General features: G+C 43.6%; 13 protein-coding genes and 1 pseudogene. 5 read left to right on the forward strand and 9 right to left on the reverse strand.

The window, feature by feature from the left end:
- Positions 1–306: 306 nt before the first annotated feature.
- Both RH949_RS32210 and RH949_RS32215 read right to left on the reverse strand, forming a co-directional pair.
- The gene (locus RH949_RS32210) at positions 307–984 is read right to left on the reverse strand and encodes an urease accessory protein UreF (protein WP_446358953.1); all 678 of its coding nucleotides are present in this window, start codon (positions 982–984) and stop codon (positions 307–309) included.
- Positions 985–1,025: 41 nt separating this feature from the next.
- Entirely contained in the window at positions 1,026–2,384 is a 1,359-nt protein-coding gene (locus RH949_RS32215) for a hypothetical protein (protein ID WP_006104503.1), read from the reverse strand.
- 190 nt (positions 2,385–2,574) lie between these two features.
- Between RH949_RS32215 and RH949_RS32220 the strand changes: the two genes are divergently transcribed.
- Positions 2,575–3,201, forward strand: a complete 627-nt coding sequence (locus RH949_RS32220) for a class I SAM-dependent DNA methyltransferase (RefSeq protein ID WP_006104392.1) — start codon at positions 2,575–2,577, stop codon at positions 3,199–3,201.
- Between the two features lie 215 nt (positions 3,202–3,416).
- Here the strand turns inward: RH949_RS32220 and RH949_RS32225 are convergent, their stop codons facing one another.
- The 4 genes and pseudogenes from RH949_RS32225 to RH949_RS32240 form a co-directional block, all read right to left on the reverse strand.
- On the reverse strand, positions 3,417–4,976 hold the full coding sequence (locus RH949_RS32225) for a hypothetical protein (RefSeq protein ID WP_006104522.1): 1,560 nt from the start codon (positions 4,974–4,976) through the stop codon (positions 3,417–3,419).
- Positions 4,977–5,063: 87 nt separating this feature from the next.
- Positions 5,064–6,260, reverse strand: coding sequence for a 5-histidylcysteine sulfoxide synthase (gene ovoA, locus RH949_RS32230; RefSeq protein WP_446358956.1), 1,197 nt, complete (start codon positions 6,258–6,260; stop codon positions 5,064–5,066).
- Positions 6,261–6,277: 17 nt separating this feature from the next.
- Positions 6,278–6,637, reverse strand: a pseudogene (locus RH949_RS32235) (L-histidine N(alpha)-methyltransferase).
- Positions 6,638–6,832: 195 nt separating this feature from the next.
- Positions 6,833–7,870 carry an NADP(H)-dependent aldo-keto reductase gene (locus RH949_RS32240; RefSeq protein WP_446358958.1) on the reverse strand — a complete coding sequence of 346 codons (1,038 nt, stop codon included), beginning with the start codon at positions 7,868–7,870 and terminating at the stop codon, positions 6,833–6,835.
- Between the two features lie 167 nt (positions 7,871–8,037).
- On the opposite strand from RH949_RS32240, the gene RH949_RS32245 reads away from it, so the two are divergent.
- The 3 genes from RH949_RS32245 to RH949_RS32255 all read left to right on the forward strand — a co-directional run bounded on the left by RH949_RS32245 (position 8,038) and on the right by RH949_RS32255 (position 9,720).
- On the forward strand, positions 8,038–8,922 hold the full coding sequence (locus tag RH949_RS32245) for a sulfotransferase family protein (RefSeq protein WP_006104430.1): 885 nt from the start codon (positions 8,038–8,040) through the stop codon (positions 8,920–8,922).
- 215 nt (positions 8,923–9,137) lie between these two features.
- A complete protein-coding gene (locus tag RH949_RS32250; RefSeq protein ID WP_044209961.1) occupies positions 9,138–9,359 on the forward strand; it encodes a DUF2281 domain-containing protein in 222 nt (73 codons plus the stop codon).
- Positions 9,346–9,720, forward strand: coding sequence for a type II toxin-antitoxin system VapC family toxin (locus tag RH949_RS32255; RefSeq protein ID WP_446358961.1), 375 nt, complete (start codon positions 9,346–9,348; stop codon positions 9,718–9,720). The genes RH949_RS32250 and RH949_RS32255 overlap by 14 nt, the downstream gene beginning before the upstream one ends.
- 65 nt (positions 9,721–9,785) lie before the next feature.
- Here the strand turns inward: RH949_RS32255 and RH949_RS32260 are convergent, their stop codons facing one another.
- Positions 9,786–10,613, reverse strand: coding sequence for an EI24 domain-containing protein (locus RH949_RS32260; protein WP_044209962.1), 828 nt, complete (start codon positions 10,611–10,613; stop codon positions 9,786–9,788).
- A gap of 36 nt (positions 10,614–10,649) precedes the next feature.
- On the opposite strand from RH949_RS32260, the gene RH949_RS32265 reads away from it, so the two are divergent.
- Entirely contained in the window at positions 10,650–11,033 is a 384-nt protein-coding gene (locus RH949_RS32265; RefSeq protein ID WP_006104366.1) for a hypothetical protein, read from the forward strand.
- Positions 11,034–11,392: 359 nt separating this feature from the next.
- On the opposite strand, the gene RH949_RS32270 is transcribed toward RH949_RS32265, so the two are convergent.
- Together RH949_RS32270 and RH949_RS32275 are read right to left on the reverse strand one after the other, a co-directional pair.
- Complete coding sequence (locus RH949_RS32270; protein ID WP_446358963.1) at positions 11,393–11,632, reverse strand: DUF4926 domain-containing protein; 240 nt, start codon at positions 11,630–11,632, stop codon at positions 11,393–11,395.
- Between the two features lie 10 nt (positions 11,633–11,642).
- On the reverse strand, positions 11,643–11,978 hold the full coding sequence (locus RH949_RS32275; protein ID WP_044209966.1) for a DUF6883 domain-containing protein: 336 nt from the start codon (positions 11,976–11,978) through the stop codon (positions 11,643–11,645).
- Positions 11,979–12,467 lie beyond the last annotated feature (489 nt).

The raw sequence follows: 12,467 nt of genomic DNA on the forward strand, positions 1-12,467 counted from the left end.
CTAACTTCTAAAAGCCGAAACGCCCTATTTTTCGTTCTCACTCTTCCTTGTCTACGGTCGCTGAGCGAAGTCGAAGTGATGGTCTACCTGTCTTCCAAGTCTAGCCTAAACCCCCATCTTAAAAAACCTACCCTTGTGAGCTCTCCCACGCCGGGGAGAGGGGTTCGAGATGTTATGCCAGAAGCTTCTTTATACCCCTTCTCCCTTGATGGGAGAAGGGGTTAGGGGATGAGGGTGAAATGCTTGCCAATATTGCTTTTAGCGCTTAAGTTGATACCAAGGGGCAATGCCGTGCCCCTACTATGGTCAACTGCGAAACAATCGCGTATATTGAGTTTCATGAGCCATGCTAGAGAGCGCTAATCCCCAAGTGCAACTGTGTAACTGTTCATCATCTTCTAGGGCTAAAATGTTTTGGCTAGCACCCGATAGCTGAGGGGCAAGCTCCAGCAGCAGTTGTTGTCCGGCGGTTTGACCCAGAGGAATCAATTTGACACCTGTATTAATTAGATTGGATGCCCAACTGTGTAAATAGCCCAATAAAGCATCCATGAGGTTAATTTGCCAGTACGCGGCTGCAATACCAAAGGCGATCGCATAATTGCAGGGGGTTCCCACTACCCCCGCCACAGACTGAAGTTCCGGTTCTAACTCCACGAGTAAACGGATCAGGGAATTGCCCATTTGCCAACTTTGCGATCGCAACTCTGAGGTTTCCTTCGCCGCACTCGCCCAAGCATTCCAATACGGCAACGCCTCTAAATCGTCAGCCTGGAGACTCTGATACGCTCGTACCATCATAGCGGCTTCTAAACGAATCGCTCCATACCTCAATTCTTGGTCAATCCAGGCTTTCAATCGTTGTGAGTTATCAATTATCCCCTTTTCTACCAGAATTTCTAATCCTTCTGAATAGCTATAGGCACCAACGGGTAAAGTGGGACTCGCGAGTTGCAACAAATGCAATAGATGATCATTGGTCATTTGTCATGAATTCAAAGGGAACGGCACTAACTTTAGCGCTTCTAAAGGTGTCCCCTAATTTTACTAAAAATCCAATCGGGAATAGCATGTTCTGTGTCATATACATTGTCATACTTTTGTTCAATCTGCTGCCAATTAATTGAATGATCGACTAAAACGTCAGTTTTGAACATCTCTATGGCTTTGCCAGACAAGCCTTTCTCTAAACACTTTTTCATCGCTAATCGACTTTCATCGATTTCCCCAATACATTCAAAAGGTGTATGTTCGCCAAGTCCAACCATTTCTCGAAAAATGGGGAGTAAATCATCATCATCAAATAGATTTGAGCCAAATACGGCATCGACAGAGGCTGGCTCGAATGCCGCCATTAAACCTAGCCACACATAAGCACACTTAGGACATTTTTTGCACCAAGGCTTTTGGATATTGCAAGAATGTATTTTGGGCAGCACCTCCGGATATTTGGTCAGATTCTTGAAGATGCGGAAGTCATATATCGGCTGTAAGATACTAAAATAGGTGAAGTTAGATAAGAGATTGGCTTGAATAAATTGATTCAACTCTTTCTCGGCTTCGTAGCCTTTCCCCCATTGATGGTTGACTTCTTTGCCGAGTTTATCCCAGAATAAGTTACCCGTATTGGCACTTTTTTCATGGGCTAATGCCAAGTCGTTATATCCGTGATTCAGCATTAGCGGGAGAGCCTCAAAGATAGACACAGGAGTTTCGGGAACGGTAATTCCTGAAGTGTCGGGGAAATATAGCTCAAGCAAGGGATAGTCAAGAAAGTCATCATAGATAGAAATTTTATGCTTTTTAATCGGGGTGACATGTTCTAAAACTCCCGATATTAAATGATGTTGAATATCGGCTTTGCCATAAACAGTGTGAGAGTATTGCATTGAGGCAAAGGGAATATCGGCTTCTTGTAGTAATTTTAGAGCGACAATACTATCCTTTCCACCACCACAGCCAGTAAGTACGGTAGAGTTGTTACCCGATATAGGGATGGGTTGACTGTTGGCTAAACTAAGTCCGGGATAGATAATTTCTGGACCTGGGTAGTCGGTTATATTGTTTTCATACCAATGTTGACCAAAGACTCCTTGATATATCGTGGTAAATAAGTCTAAAACGGGTTTGTCTAAATTTTTAGCGATAAGACTAATATCATAATAGTTGGGAAATAGTGAACACAGCTTCATTCCTTCAAACAAGGCAATATAAGCGGCGATTCGAGCGATTAATGGTTGAGAATATTTGCGGGTCAATATGTTGAAAGACAGATCATGATAAAAAACTTTAGTTGCAAATTTAAAATCATCTGCACTATAGATAATATCCAGATGATGGTCATGAATGGTTAATTGATGTACTTTTATGGTTTCTCTTTTCATGTTCAGTCGTTCAGTTGATTGGGTTAAGGGATTGAGCTTAAGTTGACACGGGTGGGCATTGCCGTGTCTACAAGGGATAGGAAAGCAGAAGCAGAACAAATTTGATTATAGCTTAGGGGGTAAAAAGACAGATTTTGTATTACGATAAAGGAGATTTGCTATATTTTGCAAAAAATTATAGTTGTTGACAATGAACTTAGAAAATAGACAAAAAGAGATATATGGTTCTCAAACTTGTCAAGAATTGACTGACTATTATAATAAATGGGCAAAAGACTACGAGCAAGAACTGGTCGATGATTGTCGCTACATCGCTCCTGAGAAAGTCCTAGCAGTATTATCTCAGTTTGTGTCCAAAGATGCCAAGATTTTGGACGCTGGTGCTGGTACAGGTTTGGTTGGAAAGATTCTATACCAGAAGGGTTACTCTAATCTAGAGGGGATAGATATTTCTGCCGAAATGTTAGAGCAGGCGGAAAAAAAGAATGTCTACACGGCGCTCTACCAAAAAGTTATGGGTGAACCCCTAGGCTTTCCCTCTGACTCCTTTGATGCTATTGTCAGCGTTGGTGTGTTTACCTATGGACATGCACCAAGCTGTTCTTTTGACGAGCTACTCCGGATTGCCAAGCCTGGAGGATACATTATTTTTACCTTGCGTCTTGATTTTTATGAGAACAGCGATTTCAAACAAAAATTGACGGCATTAGAAGAGTCTGGTAAGTGGACGTTAGTAGAAATTAGTGAAAAGTTTTCACCTCTATCCACAGCTAAACCTGATGGCTATTATCGAGTTTGGGTATATCAGGTTAGCTAGTCTTATACTAAGTTGCATTCAAACAGGTAACTTATCCCCCCTCTCCCTCTCAAGTAGAACTAGATTCTACATGCTTACTGCAACTTAGTATTAGTAAGGACAAGGAGGAATAGGTGCGATCAGATCGATGGCATTACGTAAATCCTCCTCCTTAAAAGGTTCGTGAGGAATTAACTGTAACTCCTTGACGTTCAAAACCGCGTTATCTTTGATGTCTAAGATTGTACTAACGTTTCTTGAGGATTCCCTTTTGATACCATAGTGAGTCCCCCATGATAGTTGAGTAACTTGGAGTCATCTTTGCCAATCTCAGCCAGACGCACTTGCCAATCGGAAACTTCCTCGTAGCTGAGGTGATGAGTATCACAACTCGCTGTCCAAAACTCTCCGACAACCGAAGGATCTTGAATGCGGAGCAAACCAGACTTGGTTAAATAGTTCCATTGGGGGGTTCCTGGTATGGGAGAGATAGAATAAGAAGCCACCTGAAATTCCAGATCGGGATTAATCGATTTTAAATCTTGACGAAGGTCTAATATGGAGTCCTCAAGATATGACAATTCCTCGTGAGAGTCTTGGGCTAATCCCACAATCACACCATAGATCAACACAGGTAAACCGGCTCTGACAATAGACCGCAGCATATTAGCATGCTGTTGCCAAGGCAGAATTTTGGCATAAGGCTGTTTGCCAACAACAGGGCGTTCAGCCGGAACATAGGCGAGAAAGCTACCCACTTTGCCATCCCAACCCCAGAGTGCTTCCACTAACTCTTCATCGGGAGTTAGGTCACTATGATCGTAGTTGCGTCCACGACCAAGGGTTGCTTTCCTGAGTTCCAAACCATTGGGCCATAATAAGGGCATCCCGATCTCCCTGGCTCCTCGGGTAATTTCCAGGATTTCGTCTCGTCCACCAGGAAAAAGAATACGCCCCAGGAATTGATCAGCAACCATCACCGTTGACTTGGCTCCCGCTTCTTTCTGGATTGCCAGCCACTCCAGCGCCCTTTGGGGTGTCATCCGGCGATAACCTGTACCGTAGGTGGGTGTCTGACAAAAATCACAGGTGCGATCGCAACCAATATCTGAGAAAATCGAGCCGATAGGCAGTAAGTCTTCGAGAAAACGCTCTCCAGAATACTCTGTACCGAAACATTGCCTAGCAACTTCTAAGGAGGGTAAGGGCCAATCTTGGGGATTCAAGGCTGGATTTCGCTTCGCATATTTCGTCCCATCGGCAAAGAGAACCCCATTGAGTGGCTCACGAGGTGGTTTACCCAGGACATGATCGAAAATCGCCCAATTCGCACCACCAGATTTGTCTAACACAATGACTGTTGCACCAGCTTGGAAATAGGGTTCAGGTGTCGCGATCGCATCAGAACCCCCGACAACAATGGGCTTTCCTCCCTTTGCCAGGTGTTTAATTACCATACAGGCGATCTGCTGCTCCTGCATAAAGTTAGCGGTAACACCCCAGGCTTCGTAAGCCTTTGGATCGACATCCCAAATTCTTTTGCCCGAATACACCTTTCTTAGTGTCGCTCCCTTCCAAGTCACATGACCAAATTCTTCTTCGTAATCTCCATCTTTGAGATGCACCATTTGAGCATCAAATCCCCCGGCTTGCAGGTGAGCCAGTAGAACTTGTTTGCTGAGTAGAGGGTTGCGTTTGAACATCGGAGTCCAATTCTTGCCATTGGGATCGTACAGTCCCAGGGTGGGAACTTCTACCAGTCCAATTGTTGGCGCTTTGTCGGATGTTAAGGTCATCACAGTCTCCGGTTAATCTTTGATAGTTTGACTTAATTTATAATGGGCTGAAACGGTTGATTTATTCTTTACAATTGTTCATCTCATCTATTTTTCCTCTTCTAAGTTTTGAGCAATCCGAAACCCTGCATGTTGATAAAAATTGCGGCGGAACCAATTCCGACAGGAAGTCGAGGCGTAGGTTCCTGTACTTGCCCAAGACCCGCCTCGCATTATTTTATGCTGAGTATCAAAAAAGGGAGCCGAATAATCTTCATAAAGGGGATGGGGTTTGAATCCTGGTAGAGGTTTGAAATCATCACTCAGCCACTCCCAAACATTACCTCGAATATCATAGAGTCCAGAAGGACTTTTAGCTGTTTCTACACTACCCACTGAAGTAGGGGAATTAAACTTAATATGAAGATTGAAATCCTGATCGTCCTCACAGTTAGCCGCCGCCATAGTCCACTCAGCTTCACTCATTAAGCGAACTCCCTTACCCGTCCAGCGACAGTAAGCCATGGCTTCATCGTGATTAACTTCTACGGGCCAATCAAGGGGTAAGTCAATTTCATCAAACATGGCTCGATAGTTGTAGCTTCCATTACTCGGTATCCAGAACTTAGGATGTTTGATGTTATAGTCACTCTTCCAACTCCAGGATTCTTCATCCCAAAATTCCCGATTGTCGTAGCCATCCTCTTCGACAAACTTGAGGAATTCTCCGTTGGTAATCAGATACTGACTGGCTAAAAAGGGTTTCACCTCCACGTTTCGACTGCCATATTCGCTATCCCAGCCATAAGTCGGAGCATCTTTGGGTTTGCCCAGTTTAACGACCCCACCTGGAATCTGAATCATTTTATTGGCGCAAATCTTACCATGAAATGTGGCATACTGCCAAGAGTCCGGACGTTTTAGCCTTTCGATGGGCAGTTGTCGAATCAACATGGAGGAGGTTTCAAAATGAATCCGGTTGTGTTCCATTCCCATGATCAGCGCCCAGAGGGGATGATTTTGGTTAATGGGGAAATTTAGTGGTGTATTGTGGATAAAGTCTGTAACTTCGGCTTTGGCTTTATCTCGATACCGCCATACATTGTCGAAGTTAGCCGCAAAGCGGTAGTTCAGATGATCCAACATATTCAGATTGAATTGGGCGGTTACTCCCTGAGCATCATTGTAAGCCGCTTCCAATACCTGTTTGGGCTTTTGTAAATCGACTCCCAGTAAGAAATACTCCCCCACATCCAAAGCCTCAAGAATTTGGCAGAAAAAGCGATCGCATTCCTGTGGTGTCAAATTTCCTAATGTACTTCCTACGCATCAAGCAACTGGCGAGTTTTAGTTGAACTCCCACTCCCGAGTTCCACAAGTTCGCACGCTCCCGTCTTCTGGGCTATTTCACCAGCATACTGGCGGAGAATCCAGGTTTCTGTGCGAGTGGGTTAATATTCTGGTAACTCACAGATTTTCTCAAATAACTGCGAACCCCGGTCATCATAGAAGTATCGCGGCGGTAAAGATTTAGGCGTTTGGGTTAATCCGCTAATAATATCTTGTCCATCTATACTATTGGTCGGCAGGTTTAAATTATTATTAAGGTAATTAATTTCCAGACGATCTTCACGCTCGTCCTGGGAACCAAGATTCTCCTGGGTTACTTGAACAATTGTCAATGCATTACTCCCTTATACAATTTAGAATGTTCAAATACTATCATATCTGCTAGTGATTTTAGGCAGAATTGCCAGGTAAGCACCAGAAAATTCCCCCATCTCCCCGACGCGCCGTGGCGCGTCTCTACCTTTTAAGGTGTAGATATACCGTAGGGTGGGCAATGCCCACCAACCAAAATTTCAGTCCTATTCTCCTTAAGGTGTAGGATTTGGATAGCGGGCGTGAATAGCATTAATTTCTGCCAAGATATCCTGATCTAATGTCACCTCAGCCGCACTCAGATTTTCCTTAAGTTGTTCGATAGTAGTTGCACCGATAATTGTACTGGTGACAAACCAACGCGATCGCACAAATGCTAAAGCTAACTGGGCGGGTGTCAGGTTGTGCTTATGGGCAATGTTCACATACTCCTTCACCGCTTCGGTTAGATTGAATTTCTCATACCGCCCCCCAAATCCTTGAAATAGGGCTAGCCGTGACTTTTCTGGGATACCGTTGAGATATTTACCCGTCAGCAAGCCAAAGGCTAAGGGACTATAGGCGAGTAACCCAACCTGATTAAATCGACAGGCTTCCGCCAGGTGAATATCAAAGATGCGGTTAACCAAGCTGTAGGCATTTTGAATCGATACCACTTTGGGTAATCCTAGATGCTTGGCAACATGGGAAAACTCACATACGCCCCAAGGGGTTTCATTACTCAACCCCAAATAGCGAATTTTCCCAGCTTTGATGAAATCAGCGAATACCTCCAGTTGTTCAGCAATGGGTACGGTGTCCCGTTCATGCTTGGGATCATAATCAGGTGCGCCAAATAAGGGAACATAGCGATCGGGCCAATGGATTTGATAGAGGTCAATATAGTCAGTACGCAGGCGCTTAAGACTGTCTTCTAGTGCCTGCTCGATATTCGGACGGTCAATCCGGTGGTTTTCGCCCCGAATCCAACTCATCCGAGACGTGGGACCCGCAATTTTAGTCGCCACAATGAGCTGATCGCGCTGTTGCTTAACTAACCACTCGCCAATATACTCTTCCGTCTTCCCCTGAGTTTCCGCCCGTCCCGGTACAGGATACATTTCTGCGGTGTCAATAAAATTCACTCCTTGGGAAATCGCGTAGTCCAGTTGCTCTCTCGCATCGTCTATCGTGTTCTGCTGACCATAGGTCATGGTTCCCAAGCAGATTTCTGAAACCCGTAGGTCGCTTTCCCCCAGTTGTTTGTACTCCATACCTGATTATTAAATAATTGTCATCCTTCTATATTAATACAAAATATTAAGATGCTATTCAAATCCAGGAATTATTAATTTTTTTTGAGTCTAGGTTAAATCTTAATTATCATCGAGTAATATTTTATTATTATCAGGTCAAATAAAAATACTCAAAGGTTAACTCCATGCCTCTTATTACAGCCATTCGCTCTTTTTTAAAACATCCCCAAGCCATTCCTAAAAATATTTTTATGCGCCTACCGAAGACAATTTCTCACGAACCCCATATTTTCGTGTTTGGTGCGCCTCGCAGTGGCACAACCCTGATGAAATTAATCTTAGGCGCTCATCCTAATTTGAGTAGTTTTGGGTATGAAACTGGCTTGTTTATGTACCGAGATATTTATGGATTTACTTATGAAGGATTTACCCCTACAGACATAGCATATTTAATTGAGCAGTCCCCAGATATTGTGCAATTTTACGATAAATTCACTCAACAGATCACTCAACAAACAGGAGGTCAGCGTTTTATTGAAAAAACTCCCCAGCATGTTTTGAGGCTAAAGTTTTTATTAAAGCACTTTCCCAACGCCAAGTTTATCAATATGTTCCGTGATGGTCGAGACGGCTATTGTTCAGCACGTCATCACCAAAATGTTCCCCAAGGAAAAAGTATTGTCCGCTATGCGTCCTACTGGAAAAAATGTGTAAACGCGAGACTAAACCAGGGAGAGAATGACAATATATTTGACGTTAAGTATGAAGACTTAACCAATAACCCGGAACAGGTAGTTAGGCAAATCATGAATTTTATTGGGGAAGAGTATGATGCTAGACAGATCGAGCCTCAATACTATTCCCAGAACACAATCACTCAAGATACTCGCCAAGAGTTTCGCAAACTATCCAAATCCATTGATCAGTTGAGTCAAGGGCGCTGGAAAAAAGAGTTAACGGAATCGGAAGTAAAGCAGTTTCATGAAATTGCAGGTCGGGAATTGGAAATACTCGGCTATATAAAGGATAAATTCAAGGTTGACAAAGCCCATTTGTTGAGCAGTAATTGACTTATAGCAAAAGTCGGCTCCGTTTAAATTTATAGTTTAATCCGACTAGGGCGTTGCCAGAGACTGAGGTAACTTGGGTAACACGCGATCGCAAAAAACTATAGGGATGTGAATTCGAGTCACTGAATCGAAATTAAAGACTAGAAACGACTGATTTTTCGTTACACTGAAGTCATAACCTGATTTAAGCAACACCCGACACAACTCACCTGCCAATGACCACTGCGGAAGCTGTTTACCAACTTGTCAAAGCTTTGCCCGAAGACCAAGCCAATATGGTGTTGGCTTTTGCTGAGTTTTTGCGCCTAAAAGTTCAGTCGCGCCCATACCATACATCACTATTGCTTTCTAACTACTTGGGCATTTTGAGAGACTCCCCCAATTTCAACGAAGATCCCGTCGAAATTCAGGAGGTACTACGCCGTGAGTGGGAGTAAATTTTTACTTGACACCAATTTTGTAATTGGCTTGCTCAAAGGAAATGAGCAAGTCGTTAACTACCTTACGAAACATTCTATTAAGGTGAGTGAATGTGCTTACAGCTTTATCACCCGTATTGAACTCTTGAGTTATTCCCGCATCACCGAGTTTGAAATCGCTGAGATTAAAAATCTACTCAACGCCATGCAATACCTACCCATGACTCCAGCAATTGAAAATACCACCATTACTATCCGTCGCCAGTATACTCTGAAATTACCAGATGCTATCATCGCAGCCATGGCTCTGGAGGAAAATCTAGAACTTCTAACTCTGGATTCTCAGTTGGCAAATAGGATGAAAGAACTTAGACCCTAAGCAGACATGATGCCTCATTATAACTAGATATCGTAAACGCAGCCCAGTCATAATTGAGATTTAGACTAATGCTCGAACCTCAAAGATTGCGGTAACTTAGGTAACACGCGATCGCAAAAAAACAATGTCCCAGAGGCGACACATAGAGGAATGGTAAAAAGATTCACTAATGGCACCGTAATCAACACCATACAGACTAAACTAAACCCCGCACTGGCAGGTAAACTTTTAAACACAATTCCTAACTTATAGCGAAATCGTAAACGGCGACGTTCTAAGGGCGCGTCGATAAAGTCCAGACAAGTTACTGTTGCGGTGAGGATAATCCCACCAATTGCGGCGGCTAAAGTGCCAATTCCGGGTAGAATATTTAGCATTAATAAGAAAATGCCCACGCCGATTCCTAGTACCAGCTTCTTCAACTCAAATAAAATCGCCCGCCAAATATCCTGGATAAATCCCACCTCTACCGTATGAATTTGACCCGTGCGGATTTCTTCTAACTGTTCCGAGAGTTGACCATACCACGGCGCACCCAGTAAGACGCCAAATTGGACGAGCAAAAATCCCGTAATCAGCAGTAAGCCAATCACCAAGACGACATCCAGCACCCAATTAATCCCCGTCGCCAAGACGCCTAGGAAACTCAGCCAAGGGGGAAGACTCGCGATCGCATTATTCAACCATTGCGATAAACTAAGCGTAATCCGGTCAACCTGTTGCCAACCCAACAGCAGTAATCCGGCATACAAAGCAATACCGATGAACACATTCACCAGAATCGGAGTAATCATATATCCCCACAGACGGGGTGTGCGCCGGAAAACTGCCAACACGCGCAACGGGTAAGTTGCTCCCGTCACGAATCCAAATCCACTCAGTAGTCTTAACATTGTTGCTTGCTGAATTCCTCCCTCTCGACATTTAGAATGAAACCCAAATTTAAAACAACTCAGGCGTGGGAACAAGCGGGACTATTAATGCAACCCGCGTTAATCCGTATCGTTGATCATATTCGCCAACAGCTTGAGAAAACCACCTGGAAAGCCACGTATAAGGATGTACAGACGCCGATACCGGGTCATGAGGTATGTTTAGAAAAACCCGATCATTCTGTCTGTATTAACTTGTGGGAGTTATGCTTTCAAGTCTGTTTTCGCGAGTACGCCCCAGTTCATGCGGAAATAGAAAGCCAAGAGGTTGACATTGATACCAGCCTAATTGATGAAGACGGTGAAGTAGATTGGCATTCTCTGGATACTAAGGCGCAAAAGGTGATTGAGCAAGTATTTGCTGAGTTTGCATCGGTGTAATAACTTGCCGATGTCTAACGTTTGACGATAGAATACATTACGCTACCGTTGGAAACGCCACACGAACGCTAACAAACCCAACCTAAACTCCTCAAAAACAATCACCAGTAAGTAGGGTGGGTTAGGCGGTTATACCATCTCAATTGTTACCCTTTAATTTAATATCCGCCGTAACCCACCAACAACCAAGCTTGAGTAAATATTAACCAGGTATTAAGTAGTCAGACAAAAGAAAACGGCACTGTATTAATTTTTGTAAATAGCCCTCAAAGCCTTACCGTTCCCAGTTCCCAGTTCCCAGTTCCCTAATCTCAACCGTTAACTTTAATTGTGTCCACCTAATTAGGTTCATTTCAATGTTAGGCAACAGCTAGAAGGGGTTCATAGACAAGGAGCATCAACCTTTCACTGGGGATGGTTTCCATAGCATAGGTTTTGCCGTGAGCATCAGCAAAATCAACAAGATAGGCTCGACCCTCAAAATCCATCAGAATAGTGCCGACTTGCCCAGGTATTAGTCGGATTGGCTGTTGAGTTTCTTTATGGAGTGCCTGAATTTCTTCGGTTAATGCCACAACATCATATTCTTTAAAATTCATGGTTGTATCCTCACTGATCTACAGGATAGGTATTTGTTAGTCTTGGAAACTCTTCACCTGTGCGAATGATCCAACATCCAAGTACCAAAGAGCTTCCCACGTCCGTCGTCATCAAAAATTTTACGTCATACTGGGTTCCATACTCATCCGTTTTGTGAAGGGTTGCCTCATTATTGACAGCAGATTCTAATAGAGCCGTTTCTAATAACTCTTTGTTTTCTAGCGTAATCCCTAATCTATTTCTAAATAGGTTAGCTTTGTCTTTACCCTTCGGATGCTGCATATTCAGTGAATACCTCTCCAGTTTATCTCCCAGTTTGGCTCTGTATCCATTGGGTAACTTCATGTTCTGAAACACTCAAATTTAACGATTGGGATATTAGTCCAGTCGAACGCACCTCGTCCCAAGGTTGACTTGATGCGATGTAGTCCATTGTGTAAGAGTTGACCGTCTGCCCACATAGTTTAATGTTGGATGATTTGAGAGAGGAGAATTTACCTTATCTGTTCATTCTGCCTTATCTTTCGTCCTTTTGTCTTCCTCATCCGCCCTCTTTCTCAAACAGGTAGTGGCGTGACCCAACTAAAAATAGGACTTTATTTGTCGTGAGAACTTTAGTTCTCTAACGCCTATCTGGAGAGGGCTGAAGCCCTCACTACGAACCAAGGCTAATCGACCAAATAAGGTGTACCACGCTAGTAGGGTGGGTTAGGCGGTTATGCCATTTCAATGGTTACCCTTTAATTTGATGTCCGCCGTAACCCACCAATAACGAGTTAGGATGAGAATAAAAATTCACCAAGTCAATTTGCATCGGTTACGCTTCGCTCTCCT

This window comes from Coleofasciculus sp. A1-SPW-01 (assembly GCF_040217205.1).
Classification (GTDB): Bacteria; Cyanobacteriota; Cyanobacteriia; order Cyanobacteriales; family Coleofasciculaceae; genus Coleofasciculus; species Coleofasciculus chthonoplastes_A.